This window comes from Nocardioides luteus, from assembly GCF_015752315.1.
Taxonomy (GTDB): Bacteria; Actinomycetota; Actinomycetes; order Propionibacteriales; family Nocardioidaceae; genus Nocardioides.
Genome location: NZ_JADOVJ010000001.1, coordinates 2,024,224 through 2,045,685, shown reverse-complemented (window position 1 = coordinate 2,045,685; position 21,462 = coordinate 2,024,224). Strand labels below are relative to the sequence as shown.

Annotated in this window: 20 protein-coding genes; 8 read left to right on the top strand and 12 right to left on the bottom strand. The window is 68.3% G+C overall.

Features of this window, described 5'->3' with window-relative positions; translation table 11 throughout:
- Position 1 precedes the first annotated feature (1 nt).
- The 3 genes from rapZ to HD557_RS09780 are packed head-to-tail and all read right to left on the bottom strand — an operon-like array spanning position 2 to position 6,892.
- Positions 2-868: an RNase adapter RapZ gene (rapZ, locus tag HD557_RS09790; protein WP_008357169.1), complete on the bottom strand. Its 867-nt coding sequence runs from the start codon at positions 866-868 to the stop codon at positions 2-4.
- A 3-nt stretch (positions 869-871) separates the two neighbouring features.
- The gene (gene uvrC, locus HD557_RS09785; RefSeq protein ID WP_196873754.1) at positions 872-2,848 is read right to left on the bottom strand and encodes an excinuclease ABC subunit UvrC; all 1,977 of its coding nucleotides are present in this window, start codon (positions 2,846-2,848) and stop codon (positions 872-874) included.
- A gap of 60 nt (positions 2,849-2,908) precedes the next feature.
- Positions 2,909-6,892, bottom strand: a complete 3,984-nt coding sequence (locus HD557_RS09780) for a GH92 family glycosyl hydrolase (RefSeq protein ID WP_196873753.1) — start codon at positions 6,890-6,892, stop codon at positions 2,909-2,911.
- Between the two features lie 177 nt (positions 6,893-7,069).
- On the opposite strand from HD557_RS09780, the gene HD557_RS09775 reads away from it, so the two are divergent.
- From HD557_RS09775 to HD557_RS09765, 3 genes are all read left to right on the top strand, one after another.
- Positions 7,070-8,131 (top strand): LacI family DNA-binding transcriptional regulator, encoded by a 1,062-nt coding sequence (locus HD557_RS09775; protein WP_196873752.1) that lies wholly within the window; start codon positions 7,070-7,072, stop codon positions 8,129-8,131.
- A gap of 107 nt (positions 8,132-8,238) precedes the next feature.
- Positions 8,239-9,258, top strand: coding sequence for a hypothetical protein (locus tag HD557_RS09770; protein ID WP_008357177.1), 1,020 nt, complete (start codon positions 8,239-8,241; stop codon positions 9,256-9,258).
- A gap of 70 nt (positions 9,259-9,328) precedes the next feature.
- Positions 9,329-10,612: a pyridine nucleotide-disulfide oxidoreductase gene (locus tag HD557_RS09765; RefSeq protein WP_196873751.1), complete on the top strand. Its 1,284-nt coding sequence runs from the start codon at positions 9,329-9,331 to the stop codon at positions 10,610-10,612.
- 47 nt (positions 10,613-10,659) lie between these two features.
- Here the strand turns inward: HD557_RS09765 and HD557_RS09760 are convergent, their stop codons facing one another.
- Positions 10,660-11,085 (bottom strand): Rieske (2Fe-2S) protein, encoded by a 426-nt coding sequence (locus HD557_RS09760; RefSeq protein WP_196873750.1) that lies wholly within the window; start codon positions 11,083-11,085, stop codon positions 10,660-10,662.
- 76 nt (positions 11,086-11,161) lie between these two features.
- On the bottom strand, positions 11,162-14,116 hold the full coding sequence (gene uvrA / locus HD557_RS09755) for an excinuclease ABC subunit UvrA (protein WP_196873749.1): 2,955 nt from the start codon (positions 14,114-14,116) through the stop codon (positions 11,162-11,164).
- A 149-nt stretch (positions 14,117-14,265) separates the two neighbouring features.
- Here uvrA and HD557_RS09750 point away from each other — a divergent pair, with 149 nt between their 5' ends.
- From HD557_RS09750 to HD557_RS28955, 5 genes are all read left to right on the top strand, one after another.
- Complete coding sequence (locus HD557_RS09750) at positions 14,266-14,946, top strand: MBL fold metallo-hydrolase (protein ID WP_196873748.1); 681 nt, start codon at positions 14,266-14,268, stop codon at positions 14,944-14,946.
- The gene (locus tag HD557_RS09745; protein ID WP_196876579.1) at positions 14,925-15,302 is read left to right on the top strand and encodes an SCO4402 family protein; all 378 of its coding nucleotides are present in this window, start codon (positions 14,925-14,927) and stop codon (positions 15,300-15,302) included. The genes HD557_RS09750 and HD557_RS09745 overlap by 22 nt, the downstream gene beginning before the upstream one ends.
- A gap of 79 nt (positions 15,303-15,381) precedes the next feature.
- Positions 15,382-15,513, top strand: coding sequence for a hypothetical protein (locus HD557_RS28635; RefSeq protein WP_269210636.1), 132 nt, complete (start codon positions 15,382-15,384; stop codon positions 15,511-15,513).
- Between the two features lie 2 nt (positions 15,514-15,515).
- Complete coding sequence (locus tag HD557_RS09740; protein WP_196873747.1) at positions 15,516-15,728, top strand: hypothetical protein; 213 nt, start codon at positions 15,516-15,518, stop codon at positions 15,726-15,728.
- A gap of 178 nt (positions 15,729-15,906) precedes the next feature.
- Positions 15,907-16,632, top strand: coding sequence for a DUF4145 domain-containing protein (locus tag HD557_RS28955; RefSeq protein WP_196873746.1), 726 nt, complete (start codon positions 15,907-15,909; stop codon positions 16,630-16,632).
- Between the two features lie 64 nt (positions 16,633-16,696).
- On the opposite strand, the gene HD557_RS09730 is transcribed toward HD557_RS28955, so the two are convergent.
- The 7 genes from HD557_RS09730 to HD557_RS09700 form a co-directional block, all read right to left on the bottom strand.
- The gene (locus HD557_RS09730) at positions 16,697-17,314 is read right to left on the bottom strand and encodes a hypothetical protein (protein ID WP_196873745.1); all 618 of its coding nucleotides are present in this window, start codon (positions 17,312-17,314) and stop codon (positions 16,697-16,699) included.
- A 297-nt stretch (positions 17,315-17,611) separates the two neighbouring features.
- On the bottom strand, positions 17,612-18,769 hold the full coding sequence (locus HD557_RS09725; RefSeq protein ID WP_196873744.1) for a phage major capsid protein: 1,158 nt from the start codon (positions 18,767-18,769) through the stop codon (positions 17,612-17,614).
- A 348-nt stretch (positions 18,770-19,117) separates the two neighbouring features.
- A complete protein-coding gene (locus HD557_RS09720) occupies positions 19,118-19,342 on the bottom strand; it encodes a hypothetical protein (RefSeq protein WP_196873743.1) in 225 nt (74 codons plus the stop codon).
- A gap of 241 nt (positions 19,343-19,583) precedes the next feature.
- On the bottom strand, positions 19,584-19,826 hold the full coding sequence (locus tag HD557_RS09715; RefSeq protein ID WP_196873742.1) for a hypothetical protein: 243 nt from the start codon (positions 19,824-19,826) through the stop codon (positions 19,584-19,586).
- The gene (locus HD557_RS09710; RefSeq protein WP_196873741.1) at positions 19,823-20,035 is read right to left on the bottom strand and encodes a hypothetical protein; all 213 of its coding nucleotides are present in this window, start codon (positions 20,033-20,035) and stop codon (positions 19,823-19,825) included. Before HD557_RS09710 ends, HD557_RS09715 begins: the two co-directional genes overlap by 4 nt.
- A 228-nt stretch (positions 20,036-20,263) precedes the next feature.
- On the bottom strand, positions 20,264-21,280 hold the full coding sequence (locus HD557_RS09705) for an AAA family ATPase (protein ID WP_196873740.1): 1,017 nt from the start codon (positions 21,278-21,280) through the stop codon (positions 20,264-20,266).
- A complete protein-coding gene (locus tag HD557_RS09700; protein WP_196873739.1) occupies positions 21,280-21,438 on the bottom strand; it encodes a hypothetical protein in 159 nt (52 codons plus the stop codon). Before HD557_RS09700 ends, HD557_RS09705 begins: the two co-directional genes overlap by 1 nt.
- Positions 21,439-21,462 lie beyond the last annotated feature (24 nt).

Genomic DNA, 21,462 nt, shown 5'->3' with positions numbered 1-21,462 from the left:
CTCACTCCCGCCCGAGGTCTCGGTGGATCGCCTTCGCATCCAGGCCGGCATCTCGGAGCCGCCTGGAGATCTCCTCCGCCATCGCCACGCTGCGGTGCTTGCCACCCGTGCACCCGATTGCCACGCGCATGAACCTCTTTCCTTCGTGGAGATAGCCCTTGGTCACTCCGATGAGCACCGGAACATACCCGCTCAGGAACTCCTCCGCACCAGGACGTGAGTAGACGTAGGCGGCGACGTCGGGGTTGTCGCGTCCGTTGCCGTCCTTCAGCTCCGGAACCCAGTGAGGGTTCGGCAGGAACCGCATGTCGGCCATGAAGTCGGCGTCGACCGGGATCCCGTACTTGAACCCGAAGCTCACCACCGACACCTTCAGGGTCGTCCGCTCCGGGGTGCCGAACGCCTCGGCGATCCGGGCGGTCAGCTGGTGCACGTTCAGCTGGGTCGTGTCGATGACCAGGTCGGCGGCGCCACGCAGGCTGGCCAGCACCACCCGCTCGCGCTCGAGCGCGTCCAGCAGCCGCTCGTTGCCCCGCTGCATCGGGTGGGGCCGCCGGGCGGCCTCCTGACGCCGCACGAGCGTGTCGTCGGCGGCGTCGAGGAAGACCAGCGTCGTACGCCGCCCGGTGGCCTTCTTGGCCACGATCTCCTCGAGCTCGGCGAAGAACGAGCCGGAACGTACGTCGGTCACGACCGCCACCGGCTGCTCCGGGCCCCGGGCCGCGTCGACCCGCTCGACGACCTGCGGCAGCAGGCTCGGCGGCAGGTTGTCGACGACGTAGTAGCCGAGATCCTCCAGCTCCTTGGCGGCGGTGCTCCGCCCGGCACCGGTCATGCCGGTGATGACGACGACCTCCCCCTTGTGCATGACCTACTCCTCGATGATCTCGCCGGTGGTGACGTTGATGCCGCTAACCTTGCCATTCCTGGCCGTCTGCTCCACAGCGGTCTTGATCGCTGTCGCGGTGGCGGGGCCGATGCCGGGCACCAGGGCGATCTCCTCGGCGGTCGCGGCGCGGAGCTTCTTCAACGAGCCGAAGTGCTTCATCAGCGTCTTGCGGCGCACCTCCCCGAGGCCGGGTACGTCGTCGAGCAGGCTCTCCACCATCGACTTGCTGCGCCGGCCGCGGTGATGGGTGATCGCGAACCGGTGCGCCTCGTCGCGGACCCGCTGCAGCAGGTAGAGCCCTTCCGAGGACCGCGGCAGGATGACCGGGTCCTCCTCGTCCGGCACCCAGACCTCCTCCAGGCGCTTGGCCAGACCCACGACCGGGATGTCGTCGATGCCGAGCTCGGCCAGGGCCCGCTGGGCGGCGGCGACCTGAGGCGCGCCGCCGTCGACGACGACCAGGCCCGGGGCGTAGGCGAACTTGCGGGGCCGGCCGGTCTCGGGATCGACGAGCATCGGGCCGTTGGCCCCTTCGACGTCCGTCGACACGATCGACGTCGACTGCTCGTCGAGGAGCCGCTTGAACCGCCGGGTGATCACCTCGTGCATCGCCCGGACGTCGTCGGAGCCGTCCTGGCCCTTGATGATGAAGCGCCGATACTCCGACTTGCGGGCCAGGCCGTCCTCGAAGACCACCATGCTGGCCACGATCTCGGTGCCCTGCAGGTGGGAGATGTCGTAGCACTCGATCCGCAGCGGCACCTCGTCGAGCTCGAGCGCCTCCTGGATCTCCTCCAGCGCCCGGTTGCGGGTGGTCAGATCGCTGGCCCGCTTGGTCTTGTGGAGCGCGAGGGCCTGCTCGGCGTTCTTCGCCACCGTCTCCTGCAGGGTCTTCTTGTCGCCGCGCTGCGGGACCCGGATCCGGACCTTCGCCTTGCGAACGTCGGAGAGGAGCTCCTCGAGGGTCTCGTGGTCGGGCGGCAGCGCCGGGACCAGGATCTCGCGCGGGATCGCCTCCGCGTCCTCGCCCGCGTAGAGCTGGAGCAGGAAGTGCTCGACCAGGCCGGCGGTGTCGGCGTCGTCCATCCGGTCGGCGACCCAGCCGCGCTGACCCTTGATCCGGCCGCCGCGTACGTAGAAGATCTGTACGCCGACCTCGAGCGGGTCCTCGGCCAGGGCGATGACGTCGGCGTCGGCGCCGTCCCCGAGCACCACGGCCTGCTTCTCCAGCGCGCGCTGCATCGCGGCCAGGTCGTCACGCAGCCGCGCGGCCTTCTCGAAGTCGAGGGCCTCGGAGGCTGCGTACATCTCCTTCTCGATCCGCTTCGTGAAGGTCGTGGTGTGGCCGGCCATGAAGTCGCAGAAGTCATCGACGATCTCGCGGTGCTCCTCGGGCGAGATGTTGCCGACGCAGGGGGCGGTGCACTTGTCGATGTAGCCGAGCAGGCAGGGGCGGCCGATCTGCTGGGAGCGCTTGAAGACGCCGTTGCTGCACGAGCGCATCGGGAAGACGCGCAGCAGGATGTCGACGGTCTCGCGGATCGCCCAGGCGTGGCCGTAGGGGCCGAAGTAGCGGGTGCCCTTGCGCTTGGCGCCGCGGCCGACCATCACCCGCGGGAACTCCTCGGAGACGGTGACCGCGAGCCATGGGTAGGACTTGTCGTCGCGGTACTTGACGTTGAACCGCGGGTCGAACTCCTTGATCCAGGTGTATTCGAGCTGGAGCGCCTCGATGTCGTTGTTGACCGTCGTCCACTCGACGCTGGCCGCGGTGGTGACCATCGTCGCCGTACGCGGGTGGAGGCTCGGGATCGGCTGGAAGTAGTTCGCGAGCCGCTGGCGCAGGTTGATCGCCTTGCCGACGTAGATCACCCGCCCCTTGGGGTCGCGGAACCGGTAGACCCCGGGCTGGGTGGGGATGCTCCCAGCTTTCGGGCGATAGCTCTGCGGATCAGGCACGTCCGCCAGCCTATCGGCGAGCACCGACAGGCTGGCGGCACGTGGACGTGCCCGGATCAGCTAGCCCAGCAGCTCCACCTCCGAGAGCGTGATCGGCTCACCGGCCGGACCGGTGAACTCGATCCGGATCCGGTTGAACCTCGACTCCGACTCGAGCTTGAACGGACGGGTGGCCTGCTGCCAGTCGAACTTCTCACCCGAGCGCCGGTCGAGGACCTTCCAGTCGGTGCCGTCGTTGGATCCCTTGACGACCCAGCCGCTCGGCGAGCGGCCGTCGGCGCCGTTGGTGAGGGTGTAGAAGGACACCGGCACCTTGGTCCCGGAGAACCGGTACTCCACCCAGCCGTCGCCGGCCACGGTCGTCTGCGTCCCGGAGTCGTTGTCGACCAGCGTCTCGCCGTCGTTCCCGCTGGCCGTCACCGTGCCCTTGCCCGCACCCGACCTGTCGGCGATCGGCCGGGCCGGCTCGGAGCCGGTGGTCAGCGACGGCGGCACGGCGCTCGGCGAGGTGCCCCAGCGCGACGGCCTCGGGCCCATGTCGAACTCGATGGTGCCGCCGTCGGCAAGCTCCTTGTGGGAGACGTACGTCTTGTCCCACGTCTTGCCGTCGATGGTGACGCCCTGGACGTAGATGTTCTTGTTGCTGTTCTTCGGTGCCTTGATCACCAGGTCCTTGCCGCCCTCCAGGTGGAGGGTGGCCTTGGTGAACAGCGGCGAGCCGAGCACGAGGTTCTCACTGCCCATCTGGAGCGGGTAGAGGCCGAGGGAGGCGAAGAGGTGCCAGGCGGAGGTCTCGCCGTTGTCCTCGTCGCCGGCGTAGCCCTGCCCGATCTCGGAGCCGGTGTACATCCGGCGCAGGGTCTCACGGACGATCTCCTGCGTCTTCCAGGGCTGGCCGGTGTAGCTGTACATCCACGGGATGTGGTGGCTGACCTGGTTGGAGAAGCCCCACTGCCCCATGCGTACGTCACGGGCCTCGCGGATCTCGTGGATGATGCCGCCGTAGGAGCCCGGGTACTCCCCCGTCTCCGGGGTCGCGAAGAAGGTGTCCAGCTTCTTCGCGAGCCCGCCGCGACCGCCGTAGAGGTTGGCCAGGCCCTGGCCGTCCTGCGGGGTGTGGAACGCGAAGTTCCACCCGTTGGTCTCGGTGTAGTCGTGGTCGCTGCCCCACACCAGCGGGTTGTAGTCCGCCGGTGACTTCTTGAAGGTGCCGTCGGCATTGCGGCCCTGGAAGAAGCCCACCTTGGTGTCGAAGGTGTTGACGTAGTTGCGGGCGCGGTTGAGGAAGTACTCCGACTCCTCCTTCAGCCGCTTCCTCTCGGCGCCGGAGATCCCGTCGCGTGCCGCCAGCTTCGCGGCCATGTTCCCGATGCCGTAGTCGTTGATGTAGCCCTCGAGACCCCAGGAGACGCCCTCGCTCACGGCCGCGGGCGTGTAGCCGAGGAACACCGAGGTCTGCATGCCCTTGCGGCCGACGTTGGAGTTGGTCGCCGAGCCCGGCGGACGGACCGTGGCGTTCTTCACGGCGGCCGCGTAGGCGGCCTCCGCGTCGATGCCCTCGACGCCCTTGACGTACGCATCCGCGAAGGAGACGTCCGAGCTGGTCCCGGTCATCAGGTTGGCGTAGCCCGGGGAGGACCAGCGCGAGATCCAGCCGTTGTCCTTGTACTGCTGCACGAAGCCGTTGACCATCTCGGCGGCCTGGCTCGGCTCCAGGAGCGAGTACGCCGCCCAGGTGGTGCGGTAGGTGTCCCAGAAGCCGTTGTTCACATAGACCTTGCCGTCCTTGATCTCGGCCCCGGTGTGGGTGGGCGTGGTGCCCGGCGGGTTGGTGTCACCGGAGGTGGACTGCACGGCGTGCTTCCACACCGGCTCGTCCTCGGTACCGGTGTTCTCGTGGCCCGAGTTGGGGTAGAGGAACAGCCGGGCGAGGTTGGAGTAGACGGTGGTCCGCTGCTCCTTGGTCGCGCCCTGGATGTCGAGGACGTCGAGCTTGTCCTGCCACAGCGCCTTCGCCTTCTCCTTCACCGTGTCGAAGGAGTCGTCGGCGACCTCGAGCTCGAGGTTCCTCTTCGCCTGGTCGATGCCGATCAGGCTGGTGGCGATGCGCATCGTCACGGTCCGGTCCGTACCGGCGTCGAACTCGAGGTGGCCCTGTACGTTCGGGCGCTCGCCGCCGGCGTACTTGCCGCCGCCGGTGACGGGCTGGTCGAAGGTCGCGTAGACGTACATCCGGGTGGCGCCGTTGGACAGGCCGCTGCGGGTGTCGGTGAAGCCCTGCAGGGTGCCGGCGGCCGGGTCGAGGGTCAGGCCGCCGTCGTTGTTGACGTTGTCGAACACCAGGCTCGCATCGTCGCCGGGGTAGGTGAACCGGAACACGGCCGCGTGGTCGGTCGGGGCGATCTCGGCGCTCTGGCCGTTGTCGAAGCCGACCTTGTAGTAGTAGGGCCGGGCGGTCTCGTTGTCGTGCTCGAAGGTGAGCGCACGGGCCCTACGCCCCGGGTCGGGGACGCCCTCGGCGGACGACGGCATCACCTGGAAGGTCTGCCGGTCCCCCATCCACGGGCTGGTCTCGTGGCTCAGCGTCAGCGCCTGCAGGCTGGTCCGGTTCTGGGCGTCGTTGTCCTGGTGGTAGCGGTAGAACCAGGACAGCGAGCCGGCGTTGGTCATCGGCGCCCAGAAGTTGAAGCCGTGCGGGACCGCGGTCGCGGGGATGTTGTTGCCTCGCGAGAAGCTGCCGCTGGACTGGGTGCCACGGGTCGTGACGGCGTAGTCGACGCGGCTGGTGGGCTGCGGTTCGTCCGGGGAGGCCGTGATCGCGATGTCGTCGTACCAGCCACGGAACTTCGTCGGACCGCTCGGCGCGTCGACGGCGACCAGGATGCGGTCGATCGTCCTGCCCGCCGCGACGTCGCCGATGACGGAGGTCTTCTTGTTCCACTGGTTGGTGTACAGCGACTTCGACTCGCCCTGACCCTTCGGCGACAGTACGTAGCCCTGCGCGTCGAGCGCGCCCAGCTCGGAGAGCAGGGTGCCGTCGGTGAAGGCCAGGTCCACCGACGTGTAGGTGCTCGGGTAGCTCAGGTCGCCGTCGATGAACTCCGGGAAGACCAGGTAGGACAGCTCGGTCTCCTTGCCGACCGGGATGTCGACGTCGAAGACGCGGTTGTAGGAGTGGCCCTTGTCGGCGGTGATCTTGCCGGCGTACTCGAAGGCGTGCACCCCGGTGAAGCCGACCTTCGACTTCGCGGCGTACGCCGAGGCGGGGCCGTCGTCGGGGTGGCTGGTCATGTTCTTCAGCGGCGGCGGGGGCTCGGAGCCGTCGGAGAGCTGCCACTCGGCGAGCTGGATGATGCCGCCGCTCTGGTTGGCGGAGATGTCGATGCGGTAGTGGGAGTAGGCCTGCGGCGAGGCGATCTCGAACTCTCGCGTCTGGAAGCGCTCGTCCCAGGACTGGCCGGTGCGGGTGTCGACGGTCGTCCAGGTCTGGCCGTCGGTGGATCCCTGGATCACCCAGTCCCTGGGGTCACGCTCGGCCGCGTCGTTGGCCGAGGTGAGGGCGTACCTGACGACGTTGACGGGCTGGTCGAGCTTGATCTGCACCCAGCCGGTGGTCGCGAAGGTGAGCCACTTGGTGTTGATGTCACCGTCGACGAGCTCGGCGGCACCTTCACCGGAGCCGGTGTTCTCCCCGCTCGCGGTGACGCCGGTGATGTGCTCGGAGATGTCGCCCGGGATGCCGAAGGCGTCGGGTCCGGCGACGTTCGCGGTGCGCGGGGTGCCGTCCTCGCCGGTGTCGACGAGATCGGCCCAGGTCGGCTGGGGGTCGTCCTCCTCGAACGAGGTCGTCCAGTCACCGCCTTCCGCGGCCTGCTGGGGGTCGGCGGTGTCGCTCTTCGGAGCGGACGGCTCGGGTGACTCAGGGGTCGCGAGCGCGGGTGCGGTGCTGCTCATCCCGACCATCAGTGCCGCCGTCGCGGCGATCATCGCGGCCAGGCGGGCAGCCCGGCCTCGGGTTCTGGGTGGTGCGTCCCAACGGTGCATCGGTGTGATCTCCTTCACATGGGGGCCATCCCAGATGGAACCGGGTCATGACAACGTTGTCAACGCGTTTGTGCAGGATTTACGCGGGCGATCTCGGATCACCCCGTGATTTGGACCGATATGCGAGAAGAATCGCGACATCGTTGTCACGCTCGGATCTGCGTCTACGCTGAGCACGTGGCATCACCCCCGTCCGACCAGACCCGTCAGCAGCGCCGCCCGACCATGAAGGATGTCGCGGCGGCGGCCGGGGTGAGCCTGAAGACCGTCTCACGGGTGGTCAACGGCGAGTCCAACGTCAACGACGACCTCCGGGCATCGGTGCTCGAGTCGATCGCGCAGCTCGGGTTCCGGCGCAATGCCAGCGCCCGCGACCTCCGGCAGGGACGGTCGGGCACCGTCGGGTTGCTGCTCGAGGACGTCGCCGACCCGTTCTACTCGATCCTGTCCCGCGCGGTCGAGGACGTCGCCCGGGAGCACGGGACGATGGTCTTCGCCGGATCCTCGGCGGAGGATGCCGACCGGGAGCGCGACCTCGCGCTCGCCTTCTGCGAGCGGCGCGTCGACGGTCTGATCATCGTGCCGGCGGGGACGAGCCACTCCTACCTCCTGCCCGAGATGCGGGCCGGCATCCCGGTCGTGTTCGTCGACCGCCCGCCCGGCGACATCGAGGCCGACATGGTCCTCACCGACAACCTCGGCGGCAGCCGGCGCGGAGTGGAGCACCTCCTCTCCCACGGGCATCGCCGTATCGGCTTCATCGGCGACGCGCCCGAGATCTACACCGCCGGCGAGCGGCTGCGCGGCTACCGTGAGGCGCTGGAGTCCGCCGGGATCCCCTTCTCCGACGAGCTCGTCACCCAGGCACGGCCGTCGCCCGACTCGACCGCTGCCGCACTGGACCGGCTGCTCGCCGGGCCGTCACCGGCGACGGCGCTGCTCTGCGGCAACAGCCGCACCACCGTCAGCGTGCTGCGCGAGCTCGCCCGGCGCTCGACCCGACTGGCGCTCGTCGGGTTCGACGACGTCGAGCTCGGCGACCTCCTCCAGCCCGGCCTCACCGTCATCGCCCAGGACCCCGGCGCCATGGGCGCGGCCGCCGCACGGCTGCTCTTCCAGCGCATCGCCGGCGACACCGCCGGCCCGCCACAGACGGTCACCATCGGCGCTCGGCTGATCCCTCGCGGCTCCGGCGAGCTACGCCCAAGGCCCACTGACGCCCACCCGCCGAGGGGCTGAATTTCCCTTGACGGCGAAATCTCGCCGCTCCTAGGTTCTCGGTGAACACGCCCTGCGCGGGTTGCCGCAGTTCGCGCCTGTCCCGATCTCGATGAGGAGTGGCACCGATGAAGATGGTCTCGGGAAGGCATCGGTTGCTCGCAATCGTCGTCTTTGTAGCAACGTTCGCGGGCTCCTTGGTCCTGGTGGCGCCGGCAGCCCAAGCCGTCACGTTCGCGCCGCGGGTGATCACCGGGATCCCAGCGGCCCCTCGGCCTGGGCAGACGGTCTATCAGAAGGTGGTCCGGCTGGAGACCGTCACTGAGCAGGTAACGGCAGGGCAGACCGCCTATCTCTACTCCAAGCTGAATGCGTACGACTCCGCACACGTCAACCTGGTGGACAACGAGGTCATCTGCTCCGGCGCAGGTTCGGGAAGCGCCGTGATGGGCGAGAACATCGACCCGCCGACCGGGCTCGAGGACCGGCAGTCCATCTCGATCATCACCCGGCTCCTGGTCCAGGCGACCAGCAGCGGCACGATGACCTGCAGCATCTATCTGAGGACCATCTCCCTGAGCCCCAACGTGTCCTCGATGACGGTGAGTGGCGAGCTGAGGTTCGCCGGGACAGACATCAAGGAGGATGCCTCGGGCCAACCGATCCAGGTCGCTGAACCGGCCGGTCCGCCGACGACGCTGACGAAAGAGCTCTACGTCTCCAAGCTCGACCGCACGCTGCCGACCGACTACACCGAGGTCGCCGTCATCGCAGACACGGAGTTCCAGTCATGCTGGCCCGACGACGCCGATGGGAACCAGGAGCCGGACTGCGAATCCTCGGACACCTCGGTGGCCCGGTTTACCCTGTACGTACGCCTGATGAACGGGAGCACCGTATGCGCGTCGGCGCCGATCGCGCGGACCGACGTGGCGGTGAACGATCAGACGCACCACAAGGCCATCCCGCTCTACACGAAGGTGAGCCGGGTGGCGGGGTGCGACCGCCTTTACGCCTACGTCAAGGCCGAGTACCTCTCCGGCCACACCGGCGGCATCCAGGGAACGACGCCTCCCCTCACCGACGAGACGCCGCCAGACCCCACCCACAGGTCCTGGATGACGCACGCCTTCGCGGTGCCCAGCTGACATCCACACTCTGGGGGAAATCTGGCCGTGCCACACTGGGTTTTAAAGTCTAGTGGTCTAGTATGGTTATGTGCCTTGTCGTGACCGCTATGGATACGCACTGACCACCAGTGACGAAGCCGCCCTCGCCTACTCCCAGGGGCTGCTCGACGTGCTTCGCCTGCGTGACGGCGCGCTGTCCTCGTTCGCGGCCTCGATCGTCCTCGACCCGACCTTCGCGCTCGGCCACGCCGCGCTCGCCCTGCTCGGACACGAGATGTGCGCTCCCGTCGACGTCGCCGCGCGCCTGCGTCAGGCCCGGCTCCACGCCCAGCGGGCGACCGAGCGGGAGCGCAGCCACGTCCACGCGATCGACGCACACATCGGTGGCAACCCGCGGCCGCTGATCGACCATCTGGCAGCCTTCCCGCGCGACGCTCTGCTCCTGTCGACCGCGGTGCCGACCATCGCCTTCGCCGGCGCCACCGAGGTGCCCGAGGAGGCGTGGGCGATCGTGGAGCGCGCCGCGCCCGCCTACGGCGACGACTGGTGGTTCGCCGGCCTGCTCGCCTTCGTACGCCAGGAGCAGCGCCGTTTCGACGACGCGATGTCGCTCTCCTGCGCCTCGCTGGCGGTGGAGCCCGGCGCCGGCCACTCCGCCCACGCCCGCGCGCACGCGCACTACGAGACCGGCGACCACGAGGCGGGTCTGTCCTGGATGTCGTCGTGGGTGCTCGGCGACGGCGCCGAGATCGACTCGCTCTCCCACTTCTCCTGGCACGCCGCGCTCCATGAGCTCTCGCTCGGCGACCTGGACGCCGTACGCCGCCGCTACGAGTCCCAGCTCCAGCCCGGCCACGCGCTGGGCTGCCGGGCGCTGGTCGACTCCGGCTCGCTGCTGTTCCGTTGGGCCCTCACCCCGGGGGCGCACGACGTGCCCGACATCGCCGAGGTCATACGTGTCACCGGCCGCGAGACGATGACCCGGCCCGCCACCCCGTTCCTGGCCATGCACACCGCGGTCACCCACCTCGCCACCGGTGACGCCGGCGCGCTCGACGAGCTGAGGTCGTGGGCCGCCGGGCACGTACACCCGACCATGGCCACCGTCGTCTCCCCGCTCGCCGAGGCGCTGGGGCTGATGGCCCGCGACGAGAACTCGGCCGCCGCCGACCGGCTCGCCCTGCTGGCGCCCTCGATCCGCCGGCTCGGCGGTTCGGACGCGCAGCGGGAGATCATCGAGGAGGCCCGCATCGCCGCGCTGCTCCGTGCCGACCGCTGGGACGAGGCCCGGGTGCTCCTCGATGCCCGCCTGGACCGCCGGCGCTCGCCGCGCGACGAGCTGTGGCGCGCACAGGCGCTCGCGCGGACCTGATCCTTCGAGGAGCCTCTGCCGAGACGTCGCTCCGGTCGGCCGAGTCGTCAGCTGGGAACGATCTCTCCGTCGATCACCTCGAAGGCGACCTCCTCCAGTGGGCTCTCCGCGGGGCCCTGTGCCACCGAGCCGTCCTCGATCGAGAAGCGGCTGCCGTGGCAGGGGCAGTCGATGGTGCCGCCGGCGACCTTCGTGACCGGGCAGCTGCGGTGGGTGCAGATCGCGGAGAAGACCTTGAACGTGCCCTCGGTCGGCTGGGTGGCCACCAGGTTGCGGTCGGCGACGATCACTCCCCCGCCGACCGGGACCTCGCTCGTCGCGACGAGCGGACCGCCTTCCGCGGACCCGGACCCGCCGCCACTGCCGGAGCCGCCGGAGTCGCTGCCACCGCACGCTGCGAGGAGCGGGACACCGACGACCGTGACCGCGGCCCCGCCTACGACCTTCCGGCGGGTGATTCGAGATTCACTCATGCCGCCCAGAATAGGCACCCCGCAGAGCGACGTCGCTCGCCGAGCGCAAACCTTCAGGCAAATCTCGGACTCGGGGTCAGGACGCGCTGACCTTCTTCCGGGCCGCCGGCTTCTTCTTGGCCGCCGCCTTCTTCGCCGGAGCAGCCTTCGCCTTCACCGGCTTGGCCGGCGGCTGCTCGGCGGCCTTGCCGTCCAGCAGCGGCGCGAGGAAGCTGCCGGTGTGGCTGCCGGGGGTCGCCGCGACCGTCTCGGGGGTGCCCTCGGCGATCACGGTGCCGCCTCGGTTGCCGCCCTCCGGGCCCATGTCGATGATCCAGTCGGCGGTCTTGATGACGTCGAGGTTGTGCTCGATCACCAGCACCGTGTTGCCCTTGTCGACCAGCGAGGAGAGCACCCCGATGAGCTTGCGGATGTCCTCGAAGTGAAGTCCCGTGGTCGGCTCGTCGAGGACGTAGAGCGTCTTGCCGGTCGAGCGCTTCTGCAGCTCGGCGGAGAGCTTGACCCGCTGCGCCTCACCACCGGACAGGGTGGTCGCCGGCTGGCCGAGGCGCACGTAGCCCAGGCCGACCTCGACCAGGGTCTTCATGTGACGCGCGATCGCGGGGACGGCGGCGAAGAACTCGACCGCCTCCTCGATCGGCATGTCGAGCACCTCGGCGATCGACTTGCCCTTGTAGTGCACCTCGAGCGTCTCGCGGTTGTAGCGCGCGCCGTGGCAGACCTCGCACGGCACGTAGACGTCGGGCAGGAAGTTCATCTCGATCTTGATCGTGCCGTCACCCGAGCAGGCCTCGCAGCGGCCGCCCTTGACGTTGAACGAGAACCGGCCCTGCAGGTAACCGCGCATCTTGGCCTCAGGGGTGGAGGCGAAGAGCTTGCGGATGTGGTCGAAGACGCCGGTGTAGGTGGCCGGGTTGGACCGCGGCGTACGCCCGATCGGGGACTGGTCGACGTGGATCACCTTGTCGACGTTGTCCAGGCCGGAGATCTTGGTGTGCCGGCCAGGGACGGTGCGGGCGCGGTAGAACTCCTTGGCCAGCGCGGTGTAGAGGATGTCGTTGACGAGCGTCGACTTGCCCGAGCCGGAGACGCCGGTGACGGCGAGGAAGAGGCCCAGCGGGAAGGTGACGTCGATGTCCTTGAGGTTGTTCTCCCGGGCTCCGTGGACGGTGAGCTCGCGGCCGGCGGTGCGCGGACGGCGCACGGCCGGGACCGCGATCTCGCGGCGGCCCGCCAGATACTGGCCGGTCACCGACTGCTCGTTGGCGAGCAGCTCCTTCACCGTGCCGGAGTGGATCACCTGACCGCCGTGCTCACCCGCACCGGGACCGATGTCGACGACCCAGTCGGCGACCTTGATGGTGTCCTCGTCGTGCTCGACGACGATGAGCGTGTTGCCGAGCCGCTTGAGCCGCTCGAGGGTCTCGATCAGGCGGTGGTTGTCGCGCTGGTGCAGACCGATGGACGGCTCGTCCAGCACGTAGAGGACGCCGACCAGCCCGGAGCCGATCTGGGTGGCCAGCCGGATCCGCTGGGCCTCACCACCGGAGAGCGAGCCCGAGGGGCGCTCCAGGGAGAGGTAGTCGAGACCGACGTCGAGGAGGAAGCGCAGCCGCGCCTGGATCTCCTTGAGCACCTGCTCGGCGATCTGCCGCTCCCGGCCGGTGAGCTCGACCCGGTCGAGCCACTCGGCGGCCTCGTTGATCGGCAGCGCGCAGAGCTCGGCGATGTTGAGGCCGCCCTCGCTCCGCTCGCCCAGGGTCACCGAGGTGGAGACGGGCTTGAGCCGGGTGCCCTTGCAGGTCGGGCACGGCACCTGGCGCATGTAGCCCTCGAAGCGCTCCCGGGTGGTGTCGGACTCGGCCTCCTTGTGGCGGCGCTCGACCCAGCGGCGCACGCCCTCGAACTCGGCGTCGTAGGACCGGCGGCGGCCGTAGCGGTTGACCGAGACCACGTGCACCTTGCGCCCGTGACCGTCGAGGATCGCCTTCTGGCCGGCCGCCGGGATCGCGTCCCACGGGGTGTCGAGATCGAAGCCGAGCTCACCGCCGAGCGCCTCCAGGAGACGGAGGAAGTATTCGGCGACGTGGGCCTGCGACCAGGGCTGCAGCGCCCCCTCGGCCAGCGTGGCGGCCGGGTTGGGGACGACCAGCTCGGGGTCGACCTCCATCCGGGTGCCGAGACCGGTGCAGGCCGGGCAGGCCCCGAAGGGCGAGTTGAACGAGAACGACCGCGGCTCGAGCTCGTCGGTGTCGAGCAGGTGGTCGTTGGGGCACGACATCCGCTCGGAGAACTTCATCTGCTCGCCGGTGTCGACGAAGTCGAAGACGACCAGGCCGCCGGCCAGCTCCAGCGCGGTCTCGACCGAGTCGGTCAGCCGCCGCTTGGAGGACTCCTTGACCTGGAGCCGGTCGATGACCACCTCGATGGTGTGCTTCTTCTGCTTCTCCAGCTTGGGCGGCGCGTCGAGCTGGTGGATCTCGCCGTCCACGCGCACTCGCGAGTAGCCCTGCTGCTGGAGCTGGCTGAAGAGCTCGACGTACTCCCCCTTGCGCGCCCGGATCACCGGGCTGAGCACCTGGAAGCGGCGCCCCTCCTCGAGGGTGAGCACGTGGTCGACGATCTGCTGCGGCGTCTGCCGCTCGATCGGCGCACCACAGGTCGGGCAGTGCGGACGTCCGGCACGGGCGTAGAGGAGACGCAGGTAGTCGTAGACCTCGGTGATGGTGCCGACCGTCGAGCGCGGGTTCTTCGAGGTCGACTTCTGGTCGATCGACACCGCCGGCGAGAGCCCCTCGATGAAGTCGACGTCGGGCTTGTCCATCTGACCCAGGAACTGGCGAGCGTACGCAGAGAGCGACTCGACGTAGCGACGCTGACCCTCCGCGAAGATGGTGTCGAACGCGAGGCTCGACTTCCCGCTTCCGGACAGGCCGGTGAACACGATCATCGAGTCCCGAGGCAGGTCGAGGGAGACATCCTTCAGGTTGTGCTCCCGGGCTCCCCGGATGATCAGCTGCTGCTCCGCCACGTTCTTTCCTCGTCCAGTGCTATCGCATCGCGCTACCGCGTCGAACAGATGTTCGCATCATACGACGCTGGGAAGACTCCCAGACGGCACCCTCTCACGGAGCACCGACATTTTACTTCTGACCGTGTCCGACGTGCTTGCATAGGCGCATGAGCGATGCCCCTACCACTTATACAGGCGCGGTGAAACCGGGCGGCCCGGCCGACGTGCGCGAGCTCGGCGGACTGACCCTCACCAAGGTCGCCGTCGACGCGCAGATGTCCAACAACTGCTACCTGCTGCGGTGCCGATCCACCGGCGAGCAGCTGCTCGTCGACGCTGCCGCCGAGCCCGAGACCCTGCTCCCCCTCGTCGGCGAGAACCTGGCCACCGTCGTCACCACCCACCAGCACTGGGACCACCATCGCGCCCTCGCGGACGTCGTCGAAGCGACCGGCGCGGCGACTCTCGCCGGGGAGGCCGACGCGACCGCGATCACGGAGGCCACCGGCGTACCCATCGCTCGCACGCTCTCCCACGGCGACACCGTCGCCGTCGGCGACTGCACCCTCGAGGTGATCGCGCTTCGCGGGCACACCCCCGGCTCGGTCGCGCTGCTCTACCGCGACCCGGAGGGCACGCCCCATCTGTGGACGGGCGACAGTCTCTTCCCTGGGGGTCCTGGACGGACAACAACCCCCGAGGACTTCGACTCGATCATGAGCGACCTGCAGGAGAAAGTGTTCGACAAGCTCCCAGACGAGACGTGGTTCTACCCCGGCCACGGAAATGACTCAACGCTCGGCGCCGAGCGTGGTTCGATCCCGGAATGGCTCGCGAGGCGCTGGTGAGTGTCGAATGGCCCAACCGGCGCACGGACGTGCTTCAGGCCCTCGAAGTTATTGCAAGTCCGCCCCCGGCGTTGACGGCGGACGGCTGGGATACACGCATGTACAACCTCACCGAAGCAATCCATGCAGTCGTTGACGACACCCCTTGGGACGTCTATGACCCGAAGCAATCGATCGGCACCATCCTCGAAAGCGAAGCCGAGGCGGATGCCTGTCGCTCCGTCGTCCAAGCCGTTATCACGGTCTCCGATCGCCAGGGACCTAGCGCTCCGGATCGCGATTGGTACAACGATGGGCTGTGGCCAACGGTTCAAGAACTTGCGGCGAGAGCAGTCGACCTAATGCGTAGGGAATGACATTTCGTAGGCCCCAGGCGACTCGCTCTTCCCTGGGGGTCCTGGACGGACAACAACTGACTCTGACTTCGACAGCCTCATGGCCGACTTGCAGGCGCGCATCTTCGCCGCCCTCCCCGACGACACCTGGTTCTACCCCGGCCACGGCGACGACTCGACCCTCGGCGCCGAGCGTGGATCGATTCCGGAGTGGCTAGAGCGGAGATGGTGAACGTGGATGACTCGACTCCCATCGAGGTGGGCACGGCAGCGGCGTTCCGCGCAGCCTTCTATCTGACGGAGCAGTACGTGTCCCTCGAGACGAGCCCGGACGAGGGCCTGCTCCTCTTCCTCGAGTACCTTCGCAGCGACCCAGCCAGCCACGACGACTGGGCGCAGGCGGTACGGACGGCCTTGGCTGACAACGGGACCCTCCCCGAGGGCTAACACGATGTGTGTCACACCAGCCACGGCGCTTTCCCCGGGGCCAGGATGTAATGGCGGCGATGCTGGCTGCTGGGCTCGTGACCGCCTAGGAGGCGGACGGCACCGAGCGCAATGAGGACGCTCGTAGTTCGCGTGAACTGCCCGAAGTCGTCGGAGGCCAGCCCTAGGCTGACCTGCTGTGGACTTTAAGAACCTGACGGGTGACTGCCCGAACTGCCACCACGGGTCGGCCTTCAAGCGCGAGCAATTGATGCGGGCCTGGCCGACAGTGCACTTCAACATCGACTCAGAGGGACAAGCCCAGAGGATTCCGACCGCAACTGCATGGATGAACCTGCTCATTCTGCGGTGTCTCCACTGCAAGAAGACCGTGATCTGGCGGGAGCGTTGGGCCGCAGCGCCAGCTTCGACACTGAGCGACGATGAGGACCCGGGCGCATTTCTTGCTCGCATGGCACCGCGACTGATCGGTCGGGAGATGGTTTACCCCAATCCCTCGCCTAGGGAGTTGCATGAGACCGTCCCGGACGCCATCCGGTCGCTGTATGGGGAGGCGTCCACGTGTGAGCAGGCAGGGGCGCTACGCGCTGCCGGGGTGATGTACCGGGCAGCGGTCGAGGAGTTGGTGAAGGAGCGGGGCGCGACCGGCCAGAACTTGTACGCCAGGATCGAGGACTTGAAGACGAAGGGCCTCGACGGAGATCTGGTGGACGATCTGCACGAGGCTCGGATGCTCGGCAACGACTCCATCCATGATGGTCTCGTCTACTCGGCCGAAGAGGTCGCGGACGTCGCGAATCTGATCGAGGAGGCCACGATCACCCTGTACGTTCAGCCCGCGGAGAAGAAGGCGATGCGGGAAGCGCGCAAGGCGCGACGGGATGCCGCGAAGGCTAAGAACTAGAGCCGGGAACCCTGCGGCTGGCGGCAAGCCAGAACCCGCTGCGACGCCGGTGATGTCCGGGCGATCATTGCTCCCCGGAGCGCCCGGAGGTCCGGTTGAGCCGAGAGAGCGCCCACAACAAGTAGTCGAAACTGATGCGCTGCCATGCTCGGCGCGTCCGAGGAAAGAGCCGACGATCCTGCCGGTCAGGGTCCTTCGCTCCGGTCATCGCGCGCGCCTCCTTCTCGAACGCTCTGAGCGCGGCGGTATGCATCCTGTGGACGGAGGCTGGATCCACCAACACCTTGAACTGCGACGCCACCAAGAGTGATTCGGCGGTGCGAGCGATCGGCCATCCGTTGAGCCGCATCTTCGCCAGGAGGAATCGGGCATCGAGTTGCGCGCTGTTCATCTCAGCGATCGCTCGCTCGCGGCTCACGTTGAGGTCATCGGTCGGATGCCCGGCCTGGCGGGAGGCTTGGAGGTCTTCGACGATGTCTCGCAGCGACTTGGACGTCCGCCAGTAGCGGTCTGCCGCCTCCCAGAATCGGGCCAAGAGGTCGTTGGCCTCCCTACGCTTCTCGGCCTTCCGTGCATGGTGCGCGTCCACCCACTTGCCGCCGAGAGCGCTGCCCGCGCCGATGAGTGCGCCGACCAGACCGCTGCCCGCGCTCACCCAGGCGATCGCCGTCGTTGGGTCCATGTCGTGATGCTCACGTAGCGGCGGCCTCGACTGGATGGGAACAGCGGAAGTCAGGGGTGGCCGTACCCAAATTTCAGGAGGGTCTTGCTGCCGACACTACGCATGACGCAGCCCCCGCGCCGGGTCCCGTGGATACCGGTTGGCGGGGGCTGCGTTAGGTGCTGGGTGCGCTGGTGGTCTTGTCGTCGCGGCAGAAAGGAGATTCACCGACCGCTCGGCCACCATCGCTCCTCCTGCGCCGACCGAAAGGACGTGTCCTCGGCGCTGGGAGGTGACGTTGACGCACCCGGCAAGCTCCTAGGCCACGGTGAGCCGCGTGACGTGCGTCGGTTGCGGCACGGTGGCGAGGACGCGTTCCTCGACCCGGACGCTGGTGCGGTTGTTCTCGAAGTCGCCGGAAGCGAGCCCGACGTCGACTTGAAGCGCGCCGTTGCCGCGGGTGTAGAACCGGCCCCAGCCGGGGGTCAGGATGTACACCGTCCCTGCGGCCACTGCCGGGCTGGCGGCGACCGGGACACCGTGGACAGCGGTCGGGCCTGGTCCGAGCGGGTCGGAGATGTAGACGCCGGAGGTCGACGCCTTCGCCTGCTGGATCGCGGCCACCTGCGCCGGATTCATCAGCAGCACCGACGGTGCCTCGCCGTTGAGGCTGACCGAGTTGGCGATGTTGAGCGAGAGCGCGTCGATGAGCCCGTCGGCGGTGGTCGTGGCGGTGATGATCCCGGACGTCGCGGCGACGGTGTCGAGGATGTACCGGTTCTCGCGCACCATGACCGCCCGCAGGAGGGTGTTCTGGATCGCGGTCGCCATGAAGCTGGAGTCCTCGATCAACTCATCGGTGAACCCGAACCGGGTGGCGATCTTGATCAGCGGGTCGTCGTGCGGTGTGGGAACCAGGTCGGCCTCGGGCTTGAGCCCGCCTTCGGCGACGATGGCGACAGCGGTGTCGCTGGGGTTGGCGAGGCTGTACCAGCGCACGTTCGAGGGGGCGTTGTTGGTGACCTCCATGAAGTCGCGGATCGCGACGACGGCGCGGCCCTCGGGGGCGGTGACGACGTCGGAGCCGACGCCTGGCAGGTTGAGAGAGCCGGCCGTGTGGGCAGCCTTGGCGGCGGCCTTGAAGTGGGCGCTGCTGAGGCTGGTGTCGAGCCGGATGGCGGTCTTGGACCGGACGGCCCGGATCAGGTCGTTGGTCTGCTTCTGGTTGAACAGGCCGGTGACGGGCAGGCCGTCAGGTCCGAGGGTGGCGCCCTTGCCGAGCCGGTCGAGGGCCTCGGCCGTCCGCTTGGACTTGGTGCGCTTGTCGATCCTGGCCTTGATGGCCTCGCCCTCGTTGGCCAGGTCTTCGAGGCGCTTGGCCTGGGCCTCGCTGACGTCGCCGTCGTTCTGCTTGGCGAGGTCGATGATCTTCTGGGCCTCGTCCGCGATGGCGGCGAGGCGCTCCTCATCTGTCATGAGGGGGTCACTCCCGTGTGTCCGTAGGTGGACCCACAGGCACGTGGCTGGCGTCGTCAACGAGACGACACGCACCAGACAGCGACTGGCGGGAGTGCGTTGCTCGACCGCTGGCCGCTGGGCCTATGCGTGGGTGCCGCTACTGACGGACGGGTTGACCCTTAGTTCCTAGGCCCTTGGCCGTTCCAGTTCCTCCGACGTTGGCCCACGCCTGGGCTCCTTCGTCGTTGACCTTCCCGGTTCCTCGGGGGTTGACCTCGGTATGACCGCTGGCCGTATTCGGCGTATTCAGTTCGGGACCGATTTTAGGTTCCGGCGAGACCCCTTTGCAAAGAATCTGCACAGGCATCAGGGCCGGATCGGGAGCGGCTCCCAGCCGTCCTCGTCGTCGCGGAAGTGGGAGGCGATCCGGCGCCACCCGGCAAGGTCACCGGGACGCGCGACATGCTCGGCGTCGATCTCCTCCAGCTTCATGGACAGGTCCCGCCAGGCGAGGTCGCGACGGAGGTCGCTGGCCGCGCCCGCCATGGTCGGGCCGGTGTTCGGCAGGGGCATCAGGTCGTCGTCATCCATGTGATGATCCTCCTCGCGGATCGGGTTAGTTCAAGATGCAACTTCTGGCGAAACTCGTCTGGCCGCACGCGTGCCTACCGGCACGGGTCTCCGGGGCGATCGGTCTAGCGATCGTGACGCCCCTACCCCTCCCGTCGAGATCGCTTGCTTCGATCTGAGGGCTTGTCCGGCGCTCGCCGTACGCCGCGACGCTCGACTCGCTTCCGTTCGTCTGCGGGCGACCTGTGACGTCTGCTGGCGCTCATTCATGGGCGGCGAGGTCGAGCAGGTAGCGGCGGACGTTGTCAGCAGCATCGTCACCGTGGGTCATCTGCATGAGGGCGGCCAGGTCGCCAGCGAGGACGGCCACGACCCGGGCGAGCGCAGGGGCCCCGTCGTCGGCGGTCTCGGTGATGGCGGCGTTGGCGGCGGCCTTGTCCTCGGTGAGGACGGCGAGGGTGATCCGGGCGGCTCGCTGCCGGTCGGGCGAGGTGGTGGTGGTCATGAGGGGGACTCCTCCTTCGGTGCGGGGCGGTAGCGCCTGCACCAGATCTTGTGGTTGGGCACGATGCGGCGGAGCTTGTAGTCGCCGACCACCTCGTACGAGCGTCGGCAGTGCGGGCAGATGATGCGGTGGTCGAGCGCGTCGAGGTCTTCGACGTCGGGGGCGGGCAGGTGGGCAGCGGCTCGGGCGACGCCACGGGCTGAGGTCATGAAGTGGGTGCCTCTCGGGTCATGGATGGATGACGCTTCGGGACCACCAGGACCCCACGCCACCCCCTTCTAGGAGGGGGTGGTGGCGTGTAGGGGGCGGCCGCGTGTAGGTCGTGTAGGGGTGCGTGTAGGTCGTTTGGGCGGGGGTCGTGCAGGCCGTGGTGGGCGTGTGGAGGACGAGCAGGGAATGGCCGCGTGTAGGTCGTGTGTAGGTCTGGAGGGCGCTCATCACGCGCCCCATCGAGTGGGTCGGTTCATGGCCTTGTCGCCGGGGTCGACGATGCGGATGCCGGGAAGCTTGAGGAGGCGACGGCGGGCCTTCTCCTTCTGGGAGAGATCCGGCTTGTCGGTGTCGAACAGCACCCGTGCGGCGTCGAGGGCAGTGATCCCACCGGGGGTCGCGAGGGCGACCGTGGCGAGGTCGGTGGCGTGCCACACCTCGGAGCGTCCGGCGTCGGCGTCGTGGATGACCTTCAAGGGTCCGACCGGGTCGGCGGGCTGCTTGAGGTGGTGCAGGCCGACGATGGGATCGCCGGGGGCTCCGGTGAGCAGCACCACGGACCCGCAGCCGGAGGTGAGCCAGGTCGAGCCGTAGACGTCATCCATCGTCGGACCGGCCGACTTGATGCCGTTGGGGTTCTTGCGAAGGTGCTGGAGTTCGAGGACCTCGACCCCGTCGGCGATGGCGGTCTGTCGAGCCCGGTTCCACCCGGCCGCAGCCTCGTCGTCGGTGAGGCCGATGAACGCGTCCTTGAGGGAGTCCACGATCACCGTGTCGGCGCCGGCCTGCTCGCACAGGTCGCGGAGCAGCCACGGGTACTTGCCCAGATCGTGCGGCGGTGGTCCCGGCCAGACGGCGAGGCGATCATCGAGTTCATGTCGCCAGGCTTCACCGACCATCCGGCGCATCGACCTGGCTGCCTGCTGGGGGCGGTCCATGGCGAGGTAGAGGGTGCGCTTGCTGCCGGGGAGGATCGGGTAGCCGAGGAGCTTGACGTATTCGTCGAACCCGCAGCGGCCGAGGGCGTACTGCTGGCCGAGCGTGGTCTTACCAACGCCTTGAGGTCCGGCGATCATGAGTGCCTCGCCACGTGCGGCGAGCACCTCGGACCCGGCGCCCCAGACCGCCACCGGGTCAGGGTCGACATCGAGGATGAAGGAGCCGCCAGGCCGGAACAGGTAGCGAGGTTCGGGCTCGGTCGCCGGCTCGTTGGAGTGGTCATCGTGGTCGGCGAAGGCAGTCATCAGGCAGCACCGCCGTTCTGTTCCAGCCACGCCGCGCGGCGCTGACGACGCTCTTCACGACGGCGACGACGGAGGAAGCCGTCGACCTTGGGGCCGTCACCGACGAGCGCCTTGAGGTGGGCGACGTGGTGGTGGTTCTCGTCGCGGCACGGCATCACGCCGCACGAGCATGGGCACCGGCC

Coding starts and splice junctions, on each gene's coding strand:
- HD557_RS09760 (WP_196873750.1), bottom strand. CDS start 11,085: ATGAGTGAATCTCGAATCACCCGCCGGAAGGTCGTAGGCGGGGCCGCG.
- HD557_RS09720 (WP_196873743.1), bottom strand. CDS start 19,342: ATGGATGACGACGACCTGATGCCCCTGCCGAACACCGGCCCGACCATG.
- HD557_RS09780 (WP_196873753.1), bottom strand. CDS start 6,892: ATGCACCGTTGGGACGCACCACCCAGAACCCGAGGCCGGGCTGCCCGC.
- HD557_RS09745 (WP_196876579.1), top strand. CDS start 14,925: ATGGCTCGCGAGGCGCTGGTGAGTGTCGAATGGCCCAACCGGCGCACG.
- rapZ (WP_008357169.1), bottom strand. CDS start 868: ATGCACAAGGGGGAGGTCGTCGTCATCACCGGCATGACCGGTGCCGGG.
- HD557_RS09710 (WP_196873741.1), bottom strand. CDS start 20,035: ATGACCTCAGCCCGTGGCGTCGCCCGAGCCGCTGCCCACCTGCCCGCC.
- HD557_RS09705 (WP_196873740.1), bottom strand. CDS start 21,280: ATGACTGCCTTCGCCGACCACGATGACCACTCCAACGAGCCGGCGACC.
- HD557_RS28635 (WP_269210636.1), top strand. CDS start 15,382: ATGGCCGACTTGCAGGCGCGCATCTTCGCCGCCCTCCCCGACGACACC.
- HD557_RS09715 (WP_196873742.1), bottom strand. CDS start 19,826: ATGACCACCACCACCTCGCCCGACCGGCAGCGAGCCGCCCGGATCACC.
- HD557_RS09750 (WP_196873748.1), top strand. CDS start 14,266: ATGAGCGATGCCCCTACCACTTATACAGGCGCGGTGAAACCGGGCGGC.
- HD557_RS09730 (WP_196873745.1), bottom strand. CDS start 17,314: ATGGACCCAACGACGGCGATCGCCTGGGTGAGCGCGGGCAGCGGTCTG.
- HD557_RS09770 (WP_008357177.1), top strand. CDS start 8,239: ATGAAGATGGTCTCGGGAAGGCATCGGTTGCTCGCAATCGTCGTCTTT.
- HD557_RS09725 (WP_196873744.1), bottom strand. CDS start 18,769: ATGACAGATGAGGAGCGCCTCGCCGCCATCGCGGACGAGGCCCAGAAG.